The sequence below is a fragment of the Protofrankia sp. Cas3 genome, from assembly GCF_963555955.1.
Lineage (GTDB): Bacteria > Actinomycetota > Actinomycetes > Frankiales > Frankiaceae > Protofrankia.
On record NZ_CAUVXP010000119.1, the window covers coordinates 1 to 17779 of the forward strand.

Annotated in this window: 17 protein-coding genes and 1 pseudogene; 10 read left to right on the plus strand and 8 right to left on the minus strand. The window is 67.5% G+C overall.

Annotation, left to right across the window (positions count from 1 at the left end):
• The first annotated feature begins 554 nt into the window (after window positions 1–554).
• Window positions 555–749, plus strand: coding sequence for a hypothetical protein (locus tag U9983_RS19590; RefSeq protein ID WP_322755433.1), 195 nt, complete (start codon window positions 555–557; stop codon window positions 747–749).
• 691 nt (window positions 750–1440) lie between these two features.
• Here U9983_RS19590 and U9983_RS19595 read toward each other — a convergent pair.
• Both U9983_RS19595 and U9983_RS19600 read right to left on the minus strand, forming a co-directional pair.
• Window positions 1441–2052: a superoxide dismutase gene (locus U9983_RS19595; RefSeq protein WP_322755434.1), complete on the minus strand. Its 612-nt coding sequence runs from the start codon at window positions 2050–2052 to the stop codon at window positions 1441–1443.
• A 141-nt stretch (window positions 2053–2193) separates the two neighbouring features.
• Window positions 2194–2487, minus strand: coding sequence for a hypothetical protein (locus U9983_RS19600; RefSeq protein ID WP_322755435.1), 294 nt, complete (start codon window positions 2485–2487; stop codon window positions 2194–2196).
• Between the two features lie 98 nt (window positions 2488–2585).
• On the opposite strand from U9983_RS19600, the gene U9983_RS19605 reads away from it, so the two are divergent.
• The 5 genes and pseudogenes from U9983_RS19605 (at window position 2586) to U9983_RS19625 (ending at window position 7252) form a co-directional block, all read left to right on the plus strand.
• Window positions 2586–2762 carry a heavy metal-associated domain-containing protein gene (locus U9983_RS19605; protein WP_322755436.1) on the plus strand — a complete coding sequence of 59 codons (177 nt, stop codon included), beginning with the start codon at window positions 2586–2588 and terminating at the stop codon, window positions 2760–2762.
• 145 nt (window positions 2763–2907) lie between these two features.
• Complete coding sequence (locus tag U9983_RS19610) at window positions 2908–3927, plus strand: DUF3592 domain-containing protein (RefSeq protein WP_322755437.1); 1020 nt, start codon at window positions 2908–2910, stop codon at window positions 3925–3927.
• A gap of 14 nt (window positions 3928–3941) precedes the next feature.
• The gene (locus U9983_RS19615) at window positions 3942–4256 is read left to right on the plus strand and encodes a DUF433 domain-containing protein (protein ID WP_322755438.1); all 315 of its coding nucleotides are present in this window, start codon (window positions 3942–3944) and stop codon (window positions 4254–4256) included.
• 414 nt (window positions 4257–4670) lie between these two features.
• Window positions 4671–4823: pseudogene (locus tag U9983_RS19620) on the plus strand (XRE family transcriptional regulator); the annotation flags it as partial.
• Window positions 4824–6193: 1370 nt separating this feature from the next.
• Window positions 6194–7252 (plus strand): phosphotransferase family protein, encoded by a 1059-nt coding sequence (locus U9983_RS19625; protein WP_322755440.1) that lies wholly within the window; start codon window positions 6194–6196, stop codon window positions 7250–7252.
• An 83-nt stretch (window positions 7253–7335) separates the two neighbouring features.
• On the opposite strand, the gene U9983_RS19630 is transcribed toward U9983_RS19625, so the two are convergent.
• The 6 genes from U9983_RS19630 to U9983_RS19655 all read right to left on the minus strand — a co-directional run bounded on the left by U9983_RS19630 (window position 7336) and on the right by U9983_RS19655 (window position 13648).
• Window positions 7336–8457: an alcohol dehydrogenase catalytic domain-containing protein gene (locus U9983_RS19630; protein WP_416211453.1), complete on the minus strand. Its 1122-nt coding sequence runs from the start codon at window positions 8455–8457 to the stop codon at window positions 7336–7338.
• Window positions 8458–8459: 2 nt separating this feature from the next.
• Window positions 8460–8966 (minus strand): Zn-ribbon domain-containing OB-fold protein, encoded by a 507-nt coding sequence (locus U9983_RS19635; protein ID WP_322755442.1) that lies wholly within the window; start codon window positions 8964–8966, stop codon window positions 8460–8462.
• A 1-nt stretch (window position 8967) separates the two neighbouring features.
• The gene (locus tag U9983_RS19640) at window positions 8968–10158 is read right to left on the minus strand and encodes a thiolase C-terminal domain-containing protein (protein WP_322755443.1); all 1191 of its coding nucleotides are present in this window, start codon (window positions 10156–10158) and stop codon (window positions 8968–8970) included.
• Complete coding sequence (locus U9983_RS19645; RefSeq protein WP_322755444.1) at window positions 10155–11369, minus strand: acyl-CoA dehydrogenase family protein; 1215 nt, start codon at window positions 11367–11369, stop codon at window positions 10155–10157. The genes U9983_RS19640 and U9983_RS19645 overlap by 4 nt, the downstream gene beginning before the upstream one ends.
• Before the next feature lie 192 nt (window positions 11370–11561).
• On the minus strand, window positions 11562–12338 hold the full coding sequence (locus U9983_RS19650) for an SDR family oxidoreductase (protein ID WP_322755450.1): 777 nt from the start codon (window positions 12336–12338) through the stop codon (window positions 11562–11564).
• Between the two features lie 23 nt (window positions 12339–12361).
• A complete protein-coding gene (locus U9983_RS19655) occupies window positions 12362–13648 on the minus strand; it encodes an acyl-CoA dehydrogenase family protein (RefSeq protein WP_322755445.1) in 1287 nt (428 codons plus the stop codon).
• A gap of 163 nt (window positions 13649–13811) precedes the next feature.
• Between U9983_RS19655 and U9983_RS19660 the strand changes: the two genes are divergently transcribed.
• From U9983_RS19660 to U9983_RS19675, 4 genes are all read left to right on the plus strand, one after another.
• Window positions 13812–13940, plus strand: a complete 129-nt coding sequence (locus U9983_RS19660; protein ID WP_322755446.1) for a hypothetical protein — start codon at window positions 13812–13814, stop codon at window positions 13938–13940.
• Window positions 13937–14749 (plus strand): FadR/GntR family transcriptional regulator, encoded by an 813-nt coding sequence (locus U9983_RS19665; protein ID WP_322755447.1) that lies wholly within the window; start codon window positions 13937–13939, stop codon window positions 14747–14749. Before U9983_RS19660 ends, U9983_RS19665 begins: the two co-directional genes overlap by 4 nt.
• Before the next feature lie 205 nt (window positions 14750–14954).
• Complete coding sequence (locus tag U9983_RS19670) at window positions 14955–15335, plus strand: toll/interleukin-1 receptor domain-containing protein (RefSeq protein ID WP_322755448.1); 381 nt, start codon at window positions 14955–14957, stop codon at window positions 15333–15335.
• Window positions 15336–15350: 15 nt separating this feature from the next.
• Window positions 15351–17779 (plus strand): NACHT domain-containing protein (locus U9983_RS19675; RefSeq protein ID WP_322755449.1); only part of this gene is annotated, 2429 nt, incomplete at its 3' end.

Genomic DNA, 17779 nt, shown 5'->3' on the forward strand with positions numbered 1-17779 from the left:
AGGCCAAGAGCCGACAGCCGAAGGCCGAAGCGACCCGTCGGACGGAGCCATGTCGGAGCTCTCCCTGTCGGACCTCGCCAACTGTGAGTGCGAACGCGACTTCTCCCGCTATGGTGCCAGGGCAGCGCAGGTACCATCCGATGCGAACCAGTCAGATCCGACTTCGTGCCCATCGGTCTCGCCTACCGGTATCGGATGAACCTTCCACCATTTCGGACTCTCGTCGGTATATGCAGCCGCACCTCCACACGTAGTACCTACATGATGCTTGATACCGCCGGCTTCTACGAGCCACACAAAATTCCCATCCGCCGAGACAAAGTTAAGATATTTTTCCTTTTCGTATGGGCAGTACGCTTTCTTTGGAGATGATCGATAGGCGTCGAGGGTGGAATAATCGACCGAAAAGGGGCCCGCCACATTGGCGCGGACCCGGATGCAGTTCTCAATGTTGGAATTCGGTACGTACTGGCGCAGGCCGTCGGAGTTGATGTAGTAGACAGCTCCGTCGGAGGTTCTGATCATTTTGTTGAGGTAGGAATTATTGCTCGTAGGTGCAACCGACGGTCGAGGGCTTCCCTGAGCAACCGTGGGAGCAACCGCTGAACCTGCCGCAGGGCCTGCCGCAGGGCCTACCGCTGAACCTGCCGCTGGACCCACCGCTGGACCTGCCGCTGGACCTGCCGCTGGACCCACCGGCGCGTTTTCCGAACTTCGGCCGGAAATTTGATTCGGCAACGCAGGAGTAAAAGAAACAACCATCGACGCCTGGCTCGTTGGATTCAGAAATGGAGACGCCATGACCGTCTGCGGCATGGCGGGTGCGACCGAGACTCCCACTGCTACACCGTTACCACTTTTTATGAAGGCTGCGACAACGACGAATAATCCCCCTATGAACGGAGCAGCTAAACCCGTGAACATCGCGACCCGTCTATTCCGGGCAGTATTCCTCTGAGACTCCATTCCCCCCCGATTCAATTACCGAAAACAAAGCCAGCCACGGCCGCCCGGCCGTGGCTCAACTAGGTAATCGTATGTTCAGAATATAAACGTGGTCGACAGTGTACTACTGGGGCGAGGTAGCCCTCGCCCCAGGCCGCACCCACGCGCATCGCTGGCCCACCTCCCGCGCGTGGGCGCATCGTTGCAGGTCACAGGCCTTCGCGAAAGCCGCGCGGCGGAGGGTCTGGAATACAATGAGCGACTTTCTTGCGATGCATCTGTGCAGGGCAGGGCGCTGCAGCCGCGTCCCGGTCGCCGGTCGCTCGTAATTTATTACCGACCTGCAACCCCACCTGGTTCAGCCGCCCTGGCGATGACCGGCTGCTTCCCCCATAAGAGTGCCCGGCAAGAGGGGACGCGGCGTCGCGGGGCTGCGGCACGGGCTGAATATCGCCATGCGCTGGGGCCTGGTGGGCCGCAACGTCGCCGTCGGGATCAGACCGGTCGGGTGTGCCTCGCCGTGGTGTAGCGGGCGGCGACGTCGGCCCAGTTCACGATGTTCCACAGGGCGCTGACGTAGTCGGCCTTGACATTCTTGTACTGCAGGTACCAGGCGTGTTCCCAGGCGTCGAAGACCAGCAGCGGAATGTTCCCGACGCCGACGTTGCCCTGATGGTCGTAGACCTGCTCGACCAGCAGCCGGTCGACGGTGACGTCGTAGGCCAGGATCCCCCAGCCGGAGCCCTGCACCGTGCTGGTCGCGGCGGTGAGCTGCGCGCGGAAGCCGTCAAACGAGCCGAAGCCGGTATCGATCGCGTCGGCCAGGGCGCCGTCAGGCTTGTCGCCGCCGTCCGGGGACAGGTTCTGCCAGTAGAGCGAGTGCAGGATGTGCCCGGAGACGTTGAACGCCAACGTCTTCTCCAGGCCGACGAGCGCACCGAAGTCGGCGGCGTCGCGAGCCTCGGCGAGCGTGTCGAGGGTGTCGTTGGCGCCCTTGACGTAGGTGGCGTGATGCTTGTCGTGGTGCAGCTCCAGGATCTCACCGCTGATCGCCGGCTCCAGCGCGGCGTAGTCGTACGGCAGGTCAGGCAGTGTGTAGATCGCCACCGTGTGTGGTCCTTTCGAGATGTGAGAGGTGCGGGTAGCCCCGCCCGGCCGCCTGCGGCCGCGGAATGCAGCCAGCTCGGAGTGCCACCAGGTCGCAGAGTGCAGCCAGGTCGGAGGGCGGGATCAAACAGTGGGGCGGGATCAACCAGGGGGGTCGGTGACGTAGGCGCGGAGGATCGCGGCGATGACGTCGCGCGGTTTGCTCTGTGGTCCGGACTGTTCGGCGAGAAGCTCGAGGGTGATCCCGCACAGGGCGGACAGGCCCAGCACCAGCTCGGCCATGGCCGCGCTCGGGTCAGCGTGGCCGGCGCCGTCCGCCATCACCCGCTGCACGCTCTCCCAGAAGAAGCCGGGGTCGTCGGCTGAGTCGGTGTAGGCGGTCATCACCTCGATCGCGACCGGTAGGCATCCCGCCGGGCCTTGGACTCTGTGCATGGGTCACTCCCTCCGCGTCAGCAGGCACCGACCGGGCCGCTTTTTGCAAACTATATGCAACTACAAATTCCTACCAGTTGTACTCCTGGGCGCTGACGATGCAGGTATCCGACATCACTTGCGGTCACTGCAAGGCGGCGATCGAGGAGACTGTCGGCCGGGTGCCCGGTGTCACCGCGGCGTCGGTCGATGTCGCGACCACCTCCGTGCATGTGCAACGCACCCCGGATATGGACCTCGGAGCGGTCGAGGCCGCGATCGTCGAGGTCGCGTAGCCAAACCTCACGGCGACCCGCGTTGGGACTGCGGTGGACGTCCGTCTGGATCGTCGCACCCACCGCACGGACCCGCTCGACCGCGGCATCGAACGCATGGCACGGGATGCACCACCCGAAGCGCCCGGTACGCCATCATTGGTCAATGTATGCAGACCGGCGCCCGGGCTCCGAACGGCACCGCCTCAGGGTCGGGCTGCTGGGTGCTGCTGCTTTCGTCGCCCTCTCCGCCATCTCGTTTTACTACGACAATATCTTCGCGACGCGCGGCCTCACTACCACAGCAGAAGTTCTCACGGCTAGTCACCGCAAGGATCCCTACACAGTACGATTCACGACACGAACCGGCGAAACCGTCGTTACGGAACCACTCGACAACGCGACCGGGGATATGCATGTCGGCGACCGCGTTCGTGTCGTCTACGACCCGGAAGATCCTACTACCGTGGAGAAGGACGTCGGCTGGTATTACGCCTTTCCGACCGCCACAGGGGCTGTTGGAGTTGGCCTGGCGCTGGCAACAGCGCTGGGTTACCGAAAAAATCGTCGAAAGTTTCCGGGCTGGGCACCGCTCAGCGCAGCCGAGGTCGTCACGGCTTTCTCGACCCTGCACGCGCCGTGGTGGGTGACCGACAGCTATTCGATCGAACGTGCGGCCGGCCGCGCCGTGCCTGAGCATAAAAATATCGCCGTGCTGATGCTGCGCCGCGACCACATGCTGATTCAGCAAATCCTGCCTGGATGGGAGTGGTGGACGGGTACCGACACGTTGGGCCTATGGCCGTCCGGTCAGCGACTGTCTATGTTCGATCACGAAATCTGGTGTCGTTCCGGTCCTGCCTCACCGTGGCGGCTAAAAATCATGCTCGCTGAATCCGCTGGCGCCGATTGGTTGCCATTCCGCGGCGCCCGTCTACGCAAGCCCATCGCCGCCCTCGGTCTGCCCGGCCCCGACGGCGTCCCCTACCTCACGCCCGAAATCCAGCTGTTCTACAGCGCCAAGAAGCCTGGCCCCCAGGACGACGCGGAGTTCGCGGCAGTCCTGCCACACCTCACCGAAGATCAACGATGGTGGCTCGACGATGCACTCGCCGAGAGCTACGGGCATCGACATCCATGGCGCAACCGTCTGCGGTTGCAATCCGAACCTTGGAAGACACCGTAGCCCGTGGCGAGCGGATGGTCGACGAGAGGCAGGAACACGGCAATGCCTTCGCATTGCTGCGTCGTGCCGTCGATGTGAGGGGCAGCGGTCCCCTGCACGTCGGACTGTCCGTCGCTGACCTCTATCTGCCGCACGAGTCTCAGCCGTGGAACGCACTGATCGTCGGCACACTGTACCGCCGCGGCGTCGTCGACAGCCTGGCTCTGATCGTGGCGGATCCTGCGATCTGTCATGGGCGGGCATGTATCCGGGGTACCAGGGTGGCGGTGAGCGCGCTGCTCGATCGTCTGGCAGATGGCATGTCGGTCAGCGAGATCGTGGCCGAGTAGTCGAAGCTGACACGGTGTTCGACGAGAGTGTGGGCGCATCACGACCTGGCCGATCTCGTCGGGACGGTGACGGTGGTTCACCGGGGATTGCTCCGCATCCGCCGTGCGGACGCCTGACAGAGTGGTGGCTACAAAGAGCCCCGTACCGGTGATCCAGTACGGGGCTCTGACCTGCCTCAACCAGCGTGCGCTCGGAGGGACTCGAACCCCCAACCTCTTGATCCGTAGTTTGCTCCGGATCATCCGTGGACGTCCGCTGCGGTACGTCGAGTCCAGTGACGTGGGCTCGGATGTCCGTCCACGTGCGCTGGTGTGCGTGGTCGTCGGTGGGCTGGGCTATGATCGTGGCTGTCAGTCATGCAAGTACCCGCGGAGTCTGCCGGAAGCACGACGCCGCATGTTTAGGTCGAGCTGCTGATGGGCGTCTCACCGGGGCGGGTAAGCCAGATCGAGAACGGTGACCTCGACGTCAACGAGGTCGCGACGCTGAGCCGGTACGCCCGGGCGCCGGGTGCCCGCATGCGGATCATTTTCGACTACGGCAACGACCTCCGCCAGATCGCCTGAGGCGCTGCCGGCACAGGTCACCGCCTGCCCATTCGCGTCTGGTTGGCTGCGGAGCAGCCGACTTGCCACGAGTGCGGGCAGCTACGTCGACATCGTGGACGAGGTGCGGCGCTCGACGGCTCGGAGCATGGACGACATCCTTCAGTCGGTCCTGGTCGGCAGCGTGGCGCCAGCTCCCCCACGCCTCCGCTCGCCGTCGTGTCCCGGCCCCGACCATCTGACCATCTGACCGTCGGAGCACGGTGAGCGTGACCCCGATAGCGGTGAGGCATCCTCCAAGGATGATTAAAAATAAAGGAACGACTTTTTTGACCAGATCGATCTGGTCGCCCAAACCCTTCACGTAGCTTGCGAGATCGGCGACCGATGGTGAGGTCCACGCAGATCTGTACACCGGCAGGTAGGACGAGCGAGGGTCGCAGGATGAACAGGCCCGGACCGGACCTGTCCCGTCATCGTCCGCCCGCCGACACTCCCGGCTACGCAGAACGCAGTACACACCGTCCGGCACATCCCCTACCGGGACGACACAAGGCTCCATCCCGCAGCAGGGTGGCAGCCTCGTGCCAGCCACGAGGCTTCACCAGCTGCCATGTGATGCCGCCGGTGAACAGAATCCGGGTGACGGGGCCGGGGTGCGTAGGTCGTTGAGGCCATCCTGATGACCGGAACCACCTACCGTTCGGCCGAATGTCGTCCGACAGTAGGTGGAATCGGTCGTTATGTCGGTGGATATCAACTGATGTCGATCGGTGCAGGTCGCAGCCTCGGGGCCGTCCACCGACGTCCACGGACGTCCACGGACGTCCATCCCCTGTGCAGTACAACTGCATTACAGCGATGATTCGGATCATGGCCACGGAACGTGAAGCCGGCTTGGACGTCCCCAGCACCGAAAAGAATACGATCTCCCCTGCTCGCCAGCGCCGGCAACGACGGGACCGTACGGGCATGGGATATGCGCATCGGGCAGCCCGTCACAACCCTGGTCGCGCTTCAGGCCGGCGGCTGGGCATGCCTGCGTCCCGATGCCTCTTACACCATCTCCGGCGAGGTTGCCGACAATTTTTGGTGGGCAATCAAGCTCTGCCGCTTCGGCCCCGGAGAACTCGACCCGTATACCCCGGCGATCCGCGCCTTGGCCCCGACTGCTCTCATCCCCTTCTCCATGCCGGTATATCCCGGCGCTCCATGTATTCGGTGACGCCGTGGGGTGGCTGCTTCCGCTCCAGTGGGTCGGCTCGCCATCCCCTTGACACCGCAGTTCCGAAACGGATTGCATGGGCTGATGGACATTAGCCACAAGGGTGCATGATGGCCGTTGACCTCACACCGGCTCCGGTGACAGCCGTCGACACCGAAGCACGGTCATGACCGACGCGGCCACCGCGGCCACCGCGGCCACCGCGGCCACCGCGGCGCCCACCGGGCTCGACCTTCCCGCGCTGCAACGGTTCTTCGACACCGTGGTGGCGGATGCGGGTCCGATCCGGGCCGAACTCCTGCACGGCGGCCGGTCCAACCTCACCTACCGCATCACCGACGGGCGCTCGGCCTGGGTGCTGCGCAGACCGCCGCTGGGCGGCCTGACCCCGTCGGCACACGACATCGCCCGGGAATACCGGGTGGTGGCGGCCCTCTTCGACAGCGCTGTACCCGTCGCCCGGCCGGTCGCGCTGCGGGAGGACCCGGATGTGCTCGGCGTCCCGTTCTGCCTGGTCGAGTACGTCGACGGGCAGGTGATCCGTACCCGTGCGGAGCTGCACGCACTGCCGGCCGCGGACATCACCCGCTGCGCGTTCGGCCTCATCGACGTGCTGGCCCGACTGCACGCCGTCGATCCGGCGGCCGTCGGGCTCGAGGGGTTCGGCAGAGCGGCGGGCTACCTCAGCCGCCAGGTCCGGCGCTGGCACGACCAGTGGACCCGCGTGGCGACCCGGGAGCTCGCTGATCTGGACCTGCTGCACACTCTGCTGATCGAGGCGTGCCCGGCCGAGAGCGGCGCGTCGATCGTGCACGGGGACTTCCGCATCGACAACGCGATCCTCGACCCGGGGGATGTCGGCACGGTGCGGGCGCTCGTGGACTGGGAGATGGCGACGCTCGGCGACCCCCTCGCCGACCTCGGCCTGCACATCGCCTACGCCGATCCGGCCTTCGACCCCGTGCTGGGCGGTGGGGCCGCCTCGACCAGCCCTCGCCTGCCGTCCGCCGACGCGCTCGTCGAACGATATTGCGCGACCTCCGGGCGTGCGGTGACAAACCTGCCGTTCTACCTCGCGCTGGGCTGTTTCAAGGCGGCTATCATCGCCGCGGGTATTCACGCGCGGCACGCCCAGGGCATGACCGTCGGGACCGGTTTCGAGACCGTCGGCTCGGCGGTGCCGCTCCTGGTGGCGGCAGGATTGACAGCCCTGTCCGGGAAGTAAGCGACCCGGACAGGAGGCCCATGCACCCGGCCTCCGCCGGCGTCACCACCCCGCGGTTTTCAGGAAAGACCGAGGCTCGTTTTTCAGGAAAGTCGGAGCACTCCTCTGATGATGGTGCCCTCGGCCTGGTCGCGGTATCCCGACGGCAGTTCGGCGAGCGAGTCATAGGTGCGAGTGACGATGGCGTCGAGGTCGTAACGGCCGGCTCGGTGGAGATCGGCGAGAAAACGAATGCCTTTTCGCCCGTCCCATGAGCCGGCGAGACAGCCGACGATCTGCTTCTCCAGGCTCTGCAGGTTCCGCAGGTTGATCGTGGCCGTGTTCTCGTCGGCGGGATGGACGTTTACCACGACCACCCGGCCGCGCTTTCCCACGAGGGACAGGGCCGCCTCGGTGCAGCGGCCGTCACCGACCGCCATGGCCATGACGACCGTGTTCGCCATCCGGCCGGCCGTCATGTCGGTCACCACTGTCGCCGCCTCCCCGAGGCTTGCCACCGCGATGTCGGCACCGAGCCGTTTCGCGACACCTCGCTTGAAGGGAACGGGATCAACGGCCACGATCGAGCGGGCGCCGGCAAAACGAGCGGCCTGGACGGCGTTCGCACCGATCCCGCCGACCCCGACCACCACGACCGTGTCGCCGGCACGGACCTCGGCGGTGTTCAGGACGGCGCCCCATCCGGTGACACCGGCGCAGGCGATGGTGCAGGCGGCCTCAAGAGGCAGCGCGGGATCGACGACGACGCAGCTCGCCTCATTGACGACCGTGTGCTCGGCAAAGGTACCGAGAAACACGAAAACGCTCAGATCCTCGCCGCGGGCATGATGGCGGGCGGTGCCGTCGGAGATCTGGAAGCCCTGCCCGATCAGGGCACCCCGCTCACACAGGTACGGGAGGGCGTCGAGGCATGCGGCGCACGCCCCACACGGCGGCAACGGGACGCTGAGCACGACATGGTCACCGGGACGAACTGCGTGCACACCGGCTCCGACGGCCTCGACGACGCCCGCTCCCTCGTGGCCCCCGACAACCGGCCGGCGCGCGCCGGGATACCCACCGTCGAGCAGGTGGTGGTCGCTGTGGCACAGGCCGGTGGCCACCATCCGGACCAGGACCTCACCCGCGGCCGGCGGGTCGAGGGTGATCTCCTCAATGCTCCACTGCGACCGATCGGGCCACAGCACCGCCGCGCGCGTCCTCATGGTCATCTCTTACTCTCCACAGATGACCGTTCTACAGACGGTAGTTGTGGCTTCCACTGGGGGATGACGACACCGTTGGCGACGGTCTCGAACCAGACCCGCATCGGCTGCCCGGCAGTGATCGGGTACGCGCCGGGCAGGTGACCGACAAGACGAGCGGCCGGCACGTCGTCGAGCTGGACGAGGACCACCGTGTAGGGCACCGGGAAGAACGGATGTACCTGGTGGGTGACCACCGTCCAGGAGTAGACGCTCCCGGTGCCGGCCACCGACTGCCAGCGCCCGTCCCAGCTCCCGCAGGTATGGCAGTAGGCCCTGGGCATGTGCAGGAGGCCGTCGCACCCGTTGCACATCCGCACGACCAGCTCACCGCGCCGGGCGGCCTGGAAGAAGCCGCCGGTGTCCCGGTCGTCGTCCCTGGGGACAAGGCGCGGGTCCGCCACTCGGGCAGGCCCCGCCCCGCCGCCCGCCCCGCCGCCCGCCCCGCTGCCCGCCCCGCTGCCTCCCACGTCATGCCGCCCGGAGCAGAAGGGCGCTGCCCGGGGGCAGCGGCGTGGAGGTGACCAGGCAGACCTCGGCCCCGGGCACCTGCGACGTCGACTCGCCGCGGATCTGGCGGACACCCTCGAGGATGTGGTTCATGCCGTGCAGGTAGCCCTCGGACAGATGCCCGCCGCCGGTGTTGATCGGGATACGGCCGCCGAGGTCGATCCCGCCGCCGGCGACGAACGGCCCGCCCTCGCCCTTCGGGCAGAATCCCCAGTCCTCGAGCTGGAGCAGCACCGTGATCGTGAAGCAGTCGTAGATCTGGGCGACGTCGATGTCGTGCGGACCAAGGCCGGCACGGCGGTAGAGCGTGCGGGCGACCGACCGGGCCGGCAGCTCGGTGATCGATTCCCGCATCAGGACGGGGAACTGGACGCCGGGCTGAGGGTTGCGGCCGCTGCCCTGCGCCACCGCCCGGATCAGGACCGGCGGCTTGCGGCCGTCGCGCGCCCGGGCCGCGCTCGTCACGACAAGCGCGCACGCCCCGTCCGTCTCCAGACAGAAGTCGAACAGCCGCAACGGATCGGCGATCATCCGGGCGGCCAGGTAGTCGTCCATCGACAGCGCACGCCCGTGCATCTGCGCCGCGGGGTTCGCGTTCGCCCGGGCCCGGCAGACCAGCGCGATGTGCCCGAGCTCCTCCGCCCGCGTCCCATACTCGATCATGTGTCGCCGGGCCATCACCGCGAAGATCTGCCCTGGAGTGAGCAGTCCGTAGGGGGCGAAGAACTCGTCGTAGCTACCCGCACCGCCAACCTGCGCGTCCACGGTGGACGACAGCCCGTACCGGCGCCCGGAACGGCCGTTGAGCTCCCGGAACACCAGCACCGTCGTGGCCTGGCCGGACAGGATCGCGCCCACCGCCTGGCCGACCATCGCGCACGGCGCCACCCCGCCCGGACCGACCTCCGACCAGTAGGTCAGATCCTGGATGCCCAGCGCGTCGGCAAGATCGTGCTGGCGCACGGTGTCCATGTCGCAGCGGACGATGCCGTCGACGTCACGCGGGGACAACCCGGCGTCATCGAGAGCGGCCAGGGCCGCCTGCGTCGCCAACGTCAGGTCACTGCGGCCCGAGGCACGCGAATAGTCGGTCGCGCCGATGCCGACGATCGCGCACCGGTCCCGGTGGTGGAACTCCTCGTCCACGGTCACGGTCCGGCCTCGACCGTGAGATGGCGGATGAGCTGCTCCCGGTGGTGGGCGGGGTCACCGAACATCAGCTCGCTGCTGGTGGCTCGGCGGAAGTACAGATGGGCGGGGTGCTCCCAGGTGAACCCGATACCCCCGTGCACCTGGATGTTCTCGGCCGCCGCGAACGCGAAAGCCTCCGAGCAGCGGACCTTCGCGACGGATGCGGCCACCGCCAGCTCCACCTCGTGTTCCTGGGCCGCCCACAGCCCGTATGCCACCGCCGAGCGGGCAGCGTCGAGTTCCAGCGCGATCTCGGCGCAGCGGTGTTTGATCGCCTGGAACTGCCCGATCGGACGTCCGAACTGCACCCGCGTCTTCGCGTATCCGACCGCCATGTCCAGCACGTGCGCCGCGCCGCCGGTCTGTTCGCAGGCCAGGGCGACGGCGGCGAGGTGCACGAGGTACGCCAACGTCGGCTGCGCACCGCCCGGCGCGCCGAGCAGACGGCCCGGCACGTCGTCGAGGTCAAGGCGTGCCTGGCGCCGGGTCGGGTCCAGCGTCCGCATCGCGCTCCGGCGCAGGCCGGGCGCGGTGCCCTCGACCGCGAACAGGCTGACCCCGCCGTCGCCGCCGTCGTCGTCGTCGCCGGTGCCGGTGCCGGTGCCGGTGCCGGTGCCGGTGCCGGTGCCGGTGCCGGTGCCGGTGCCGGTGCCGGTGCGGGCGGCCACGAGGAGGAGATCGGCGTGCAGCCCGTCGAGGACGAACATCTTCGTCCCCCGCAGCCGCCATCCCGACCCATCGTGGGTCGCGGTGGCGGCCACGCCTGCCGCATCCCAGCGAACCGACTCCTCGGCGAGCGCGACGGTCGCGACGGTATGGCCGGCGGCGATACCCGGCAGGTAGTCCGTGCGGGCGGCCTCGTCGTCCAGATGGAGCAGAACACCGGTGGCGAGCACGGCGGTGGACAGGTACGGCGCGCACAGCAGGGCGCGCCCCATCTCCTCCAGGACGATGCCGACCTCGCCGACACCTGCCCCGGCCCCGCCGTACTCCTCGGGGACGAGCAGGCCGACGACACCCAGCTCGTCCGCCAGCCGCGACCAGACCTCCCGGTCGAAGCCTTCAGGGGTCTCCATCAGCCGCCGGACCTCGGTCTGCGGCGAATGCTCCGCCAGAAACGCCCGGACGGCGTGGCGTAACTGCTCGCGTTCCTCACTCGACGCCAGATCCATCAGCCCGCGCTCCCTCCTGACGACCTGCCCCGCTCACAACGACCGGCCCGGTGATACGACGCCAACGAGGCGAGGTGCGTGGCCCGGTCCAGCTCCCGCTGGAATACCGGATCGGTCTCCGAAATCCCAGACCACGCCGCCTCCTCAGCCTTTCTAACCCGTGTTTATGACGATGAACACGGGTGATATTATTTACGGTAAGTTGTGGGTGATATCCGCGTCGTAGGGTGTGGTCGCCTGGCCACCGTCGACAGTCAGCACCGCCCCGGTGGTAAAGCTTGACGCCCGCGAGGCGAAGTACAGCGCCGCCCCGACAATTTCGTCCGGCTGTCCACCGCGGCGCAGCGGGAACCGGCGCGCGAGCGTCTCGAAGGCTTCTGCATCCCACGCCTCGCTGATATCGGTGAAAAACGGCCCGGCCATGATTGTGTTCACCCGGACCGCCGGTCCGAACGCCAGCGCGAACCCGGTTGTCAACGTGTTCAGCCCGGCTTTGGCAGCAGCATACGGAAGGTCTCTCGGGGTCGGGCGGATCGCCGCCACACTGCTCACGTTGATGATCGAGCCGCTACCGTCACGCACCATCCTGCTGCCCACCAGAGCGGTGAGCCGGAACGGGCCCTTGAGGTTGACGGCCATCACCTTGTCGAACAGCTCCTCGCTGACCTCCTCCAGGCTCGGGTACAGCGGCGCTATCCCCGCGTTGTTGACCAGCACATCGACGTGACCGAACTCGCCGTAGGCGGCGTCCACCATCCCGGTGATCCCGTCCCAGTTCCCCACGTGGGCGGCGTAGGGAAATGCTCGCCGGCCCGTCCTGCGACGTACTTCATCGGCAAGCGCCTCGCAGCCGGCCAGCTTCCGACTGGTGATCATCACGTCGGCACCGGCCTGCGCGAAGGCCAGCACCATCTGTCGGCCCAGCCCCCGGCTGCCTCCCGTCACCAGCGCCACCTTGCCCGCAAGCATCGGCTCGTCCCCAGTCGGCCCCGTCACCGGGGAATTTCCCGCCACGGCCGGTTGCGGTCGACCCGTTCCTCGCTCGGCAGCCCGAGGAGCCGCTCGGCGATGATGGTGCGCTGGATCTCGTCCGAACCACCGGCGATCCGATATCCGGGAGCGCCCAGGATGTGCGCGGTCCACGCGAACGTGCCCCATTCACCGGTGTCGGCCACCAGACGCGCCCCCAGCACCGCCTCCGCCGCCACCGAGGCAAGCGCCAGACTCCGCACCCAGTGCAGCTTGCGCAGTGACCCCTCCGGTCCGCCGGGACGCCCGGACGCCCGCCCGGCGGCCTCCCGCAGCGACGCCACCTCGGCCAGCCGCTCGCTGATGTAGACGTCGGCCAGTTTCTGGCGCACCAGGGGATCATCGAATCGGCCGAGCGCGCAGGCGAGCGGAGCCAGCTGCCGCCACCCGCCCCCGACGCCGCTGTGCCCGCCGGTCGCCTCCCGCTCGAAGCCGAGGGTCGTCAGGGCCACCTTCCAGCCCGCCCCCACCGCCCCCAGACGCAGCGAGTCCGGGATCCGGACGTCGTCGAGGAAGACCTCGTTGAAGGACGTGCCACCCGACATCTGACGCAACGGCCGCACCGTCACCCCGGGCGTGTCGAGCGGCAGCAGGAACGCGGTGATGCCCGCGTGTTTGGGAACGTCCGGGTCGGTCCGCACCAGCACCATGCCCCAGGCGGCGAACTGCGCCCCCGAGCTCCACACCTTCTGCCCGTTGACCACCCATCCGTCGCCGTCGCGGACGGCACGGGTCCCCAGCGCAGCCAGGTCGGATCCGGCCCCCGGCTCGGAGAAGAGCTGGCAGCACAGACGCTCGGCACGCAGGAAGGTCCGCAGGAGGCGATCACGCTGTTCGGGCGTGCCGACAAGACCGATGGTCGGCGCGATCAGATGCACCGTCACCGACACCAGCTCATGGGCGGGCGGGACGGCGAAGCGCGTCTCCTCGGCGGCGAACGCCTCGACGAACTCCGGCCCGAGCCCCACGCCACCGTCCTCCCGCGGCCAGTCCAACGCGCCGAACCCCGCGTCGATCTTCTGCCGGTGCCAGCCCGCCACCCGCTCGATCAACGCCTTCTCGTCGTCGAAGGAGAGGTCGTGAAAGACCGACACGTCGTAGGAAGCGCCCTGGGCGCCCTCGGCTCCGGCGCCCGGGCCAAGGCCCTCCCGCGATGGCGCGTGTTCGGCAAGCCAGCTGCGTGCACGCCGCCGGAAGGCCTCCAGATCCTGCGCACCGTCGGGATCGCCGTCTGACTGCCTGACGCCCATGGTTTCCCTCAACATCCCCTGGTAGCGACGTGGGCGCTAGCTTAAACATCATGATAAATTGACGTCAAGGGCCTACGTCGCCAGGCTCACCGGAGCGAGAACGCCTTCGGCCGGGACGCCCGCTGACAGCTGCCGGGGAAAAGGACGACGAAGGGTTTCGGACGTGACGACCGAGTCTAGGACACTCCGGGATCTGCCCGACATCGCGCCGGTCCGGTCCGGCGAACAGCTGCCCTGGGACCGCCTGGCCGCCACCTGCGGCCGCGGCTGGCCGAGCAGGGGCTGGACGTGACCGGCGAGGCGGCGCGACGCAACGGCCATTCCTCGGCGGTCCCGACGCGTGGCTGTATCGCCATCACGGCCGACGGCGCGGTACTGCGCACACTCAAGACGTCGGAAAGCCTCGCCCGCGAGGTCGTGCGAACCATCATCGACCAGGGTCTGCAACCCGGCGACGGGCTTCCCACCGAAGGCGGGATGCTCGAACAATACGGTGTGAGCCGAGAGTCGCTGCGCGAAGGCCTGCGATTGCTGGAGGTCCAGGGCCTGATTTCGATCCGCCGGGGACCCGGAGGAGGGCCGGTGGTCGGTAGCGTCCATCCGGCCAACCTCGGCCGCATTTCGACCCTGTACTTCCACATGGCGGGAGCCACGTACAACGAGCTGTTCGACGCGTGGATGTTCGCCGAGTGCATTCTCGCTGAGCGGGCCGCCCGCGCGAGTGACCGCACCGCCCGCGTGGCCGCCATGGCCCCGTATCTCGAGCTCAACGAGGTCCGCGAGACGCCCGAGGAGCTGGCCCGTTTCGTACAGGAGCATGCGATGTTCCACGGCGCCGTGGCGTCGCTTGTCGGTAACCGGGTGCTCGAGCTGACTCTGCAGACCATGGGCCAGATCGTGAGTCACCACGTTGCCACCGTCGATGATCCCCGCATCATGCACGACCTGATCGCCGATGATCATCTCAGACTGGCCCGAGCCATCGCGGCCGGCCACAGCGGCCAGGCCAGCACCTTCATGCGGGATCACATCGAGGGCGTGGCGCGATACACCCGCGAACGCCTCGGCGCCCGGATGGACGACCTCATCGAATGGCAGTAACAATCGACCGATAGATGGCAGCTGAGATGAGGATTACGGGTGGGGCTGGGTCCGGCTCGTCCGGCCGGTCGCGGTGGCCGTGGGGTGGGGTGTCTGTTCGGTCAGATAATCACTCGGATACCGTCACGGGAACGATCTGAGTGTGCCGTTCAGGTCGTTCAACGCGGCCCACTGCCGGCAATGATCGGGGGATGTTGTGGCGCGGGTGTTTGTCAGTCATCGGGGTGTCGATGCGGTGCCGGCGGAACGGCTCGCGAACGATCTGAAGGCGGCCGGGCACGAGGTGTGGTTGGACGGGTGGGAAATCGCCGTCGGTGATTCGATCGTGGAGAAGATGAACGCCGGTTTGACGGCGGCGGACTATGTGGTGCTGTGCCTGTCGACGGCGGGTGTGGATGCGCCGTGGATGCTGCGGGAGTGGGCGCCGACGGTGGCCCGCTGGCTGAACGGTCACAGCGTACGGGTGCTCCCGGCGGTGCTGACGGGTGGCGACGCCCCGGCGCTCCTTGCTGATCTGAAGGCGGCGGACCTGACCGCGGACTGGGACAGCGGGGTCGCGGCGTTGCTGGCCGCGATCAACCGGTAGGCCGGTGACGTGCGGATGATCACGGTGCTGATTGCCCACGCGGCCGGGGAGGAGGCGCTGGCGGAGGAGCTGGCCGGCCCGTTACGCGCGGCCGGGTATGACGTGTGGCATGACGGTGCGGTGTTTGTCGGCGAGTCGGTGACGGCGCAGGCATCCCGGATTCTCAGCCAGCACGGGCCGGTGGTGTTGTGCGGGACGGTGCGGGCGATGGGAACGCGGCTTCCGCGACTGCTGGTGAACGCTGCCCGTGGCCGCGGGTCAACCGTGCGGGTGTTTGCGGTGCATATGGATCAGGAAGCTGACCTGGACAGTGTCATTTTCGATACCCGGGTGGCGGCCTACTGGCAGGACCCGGCGAAAGCCGTTGAGGATTTGCTGGCGGCTCTCCGCGAGCACTATCCGCCGGTCCCGGCCGAGGATGCCCGGCGGGAGGAGGCAGGGACTGCCGACCGGGGTGCGCTGCCGGCGGAGCTGCGGGTCGCGTATCTGACTCGGGTGGTGGCGCAGTATCGGCGGTTGGACCTGGAGGTGTTGACCCCGGCGGAGCATGAGACGCATCTGCCGGTGCTGGTGCAGTCGGTGTTTGTCCCGCAGAGTGTGCGGGCGGAGCGGCCGCCGGTGGAGTTGTCGAAGGAGTTGTGGCGCCGGCTGGTGGACGCCGGGGAGATCAACGACGCGGATCTGCCGGACGGGGTGGACGCCGACCAACTAGCACGCGCGCGGGTGGTGTATGCGCAGCGGCCGGTGCGGGCGGTGTTGGACGTGGTGACCGCGGCGGAGAACCGGTTGCTGGTGCTGCTGGGGGATCCGGGAGCGGGGAAGTCGACGCTGGCGCAGTTTCTGGTGTTGACGTTGGCCGGTGGTCCGGGTGGACAGCCGTTGCCAGGCATGCAGGGGTGGCTGCCGGTCCTGGTGGAGCTGCGGTCGTTCGCCGATCTGCGGCGGGAGTGCCCGACGTTTCTGGAGTATTTGCAGCGGCTGCATGACACCGACGGTTTGGGGCTGCCGGCGGAGGTGCTGGCTGGCTATCTGCGGGCGGATGGCCGGGCGCTGGTGGTGTTCGACGGGTTGGACGAGTTGTTCGATCCGAAGGAACGGGAGACGGTGGCCCGGCAGATCGCCGGGTTCGCCGCGCGGTATCCCCGGGTGCGGGTGGTGGTGACCTCCCGGGTGATCGGCTATTCGCGAAGGGTGCTGGATGACGCCGGGTTCGGGCATTACACGGTCCAGGACCTCGACGTCGAGCAGATCGGCGTGTTCGTGGACCGTTGGTACCGGCTGGCGTTGCACGATCGGCCGGGTGAGGTTGCGGCGCGGCGGGATCGGTTGCTGGGTGCGGTGGCCGAGTCGGTGTCGATTCGGGAGTTGGCGGGTAATCCGCTGCTGCTGACGATTCTTGCGATTATCGGGCGGCGGCAGGAGTTGCCGCGGGACCGGCGGGCGGTGTATGCCCATGCGGCGAAGGTGCTGGTAGAGCAGTGGGATGTCAACCGGCATCTGCGGGACGCCTCGGTGCCGGCGGAGTACATCGACAGTGACGATCGCCGCGAGTTGTTGCGTCGGGTTGCCGCGCGGATGCAGAGCGGTCGGGCGGGGCTGGCCGGGAACCACATCAGTGGTGCGGAGTTGGTGGAGGAGTTCGACAGCTACCTCCGCAGCCGCTACCAACTGAAAGTGCCGGTGGCGCGGCGGGCCGCGAAGGCGATGCTGGCCCAGTTCCGGGAACGGAACTTCATCCTGAGCCGATATGGCGCTGATGTGTACGGGTTTGTGCACCGGGCGTTTCTGGAGTATTTCTGCGCCGATGAGATCGTGGGACGGTTCCATAGCCGGGAACTGGATCCGGAGGATCTGACGGGTGAGGTGTTCGGGCGGCACTGGGCGGACGAGGCGTGGCAGGATGTGCTGCTGCTGGTCGCAAGTATGCTCCCTGAGCAGTTCACCGGCCAGATCGTCGGCTATCTGATCCGGGACGCCAATCCGCTGTGGGCGCTGACCCCCGATACGGCCCCGCGGAACGTTGTTCTTGCGGTGCGCTGTCTGTCGGAGGTGCGGAATGCGGGCGCGGTCGTCCGCGAAGGCCACCATGTGCTGGACGCCCTGACCGGGCTGTTGGAGTTCTTCCAAGATCGCTGGGGGTCGCCGATCGGCGATGCGATAGTGCGGGAGGTCCTTCCTGTCATTCAAACCGTTGGTACCCGCTGGCCGGGCCGCCTACGGTACCGGAACTGGTTTCTCATCCGGGGCAGCCACATCGCGGCGTCGCCGGCTTCGACATCTATCGCACTGATCGCCGCGGCGTTATTCTCCGATGACCGCCAGATTCGTGAGCTGTTCCACACCCAGGCAATATTCGACCGGGACTCCCGGATTCGGCAGACGGCGGTGCAGGCGATCGCCGCCGGCTGGCGCGACGACCCCACCACCCTCCCGTGGCTGCGCGA

Coding starts and splice junctions, on each gene's coding strand:
- U9983_RS19625 (WP_322755440.1), top strand. CDS start 6,194: ATGACCGACGCGGCCACCGCGGCCACCGCGGCCACCGCGGCCACCGCG.
- U9983_RS19645 (WP_322755444.1), bottom strand. CDS start 11,369: ATGGATCTGGCGTCGAGTGAGGAACGCGAGCAGTTACGCCACGCCGTC.
- U9983_RS19650 (WP_322755450.1), bottom strand. CDS start 12,338: ATGCTTGCGGGCAAGGTGGCGCTGGTGACGGGAGGCAGCCGGGGGCTG.
- U9983_RS19655 (WP_322755445.1), bottom strand. CDS start 13,648: ATGGGCGTCAGGCAGTCAGACGGCGATCCCGACGGTGCGCAGGATCTG.
- U9983_RS19630 (WP_416211453.1), bottom strand. CDS start 8,457: ATGAGGACGCGCGCGGCGGTGCTGTGGCCCGATCGGTCGCAGTGGAGC.
- U9983_RS19615 (WP_322755438.1), top strand. CDS start 3,942: ATGGTCGACGAGAGGCAGGAACACGGCAATGCCTTCGCATTGCTGCGT.
- U9983_RS19610 (WP_322755437.1), top strand. CDS start 2,908: ATGTATGCAGACCGGCGCCCGGGCTCCGAACGGCACCGCCTCAGGGTC.
- U9983_RS19605 (WP_322755436.1), top strand. CDS start 2,586: ATGCAGGTATCCGACATCACTTGCGGTCACTGCAAGGCGGCGATCGAG.
- U9983_RS19600 (WP_322755435.1), bottom strand. CDS start 2,487: ATGCACAGAGTCCAAGGCCCGGCGGGATGCCTACCGGTCGCGATCGAG.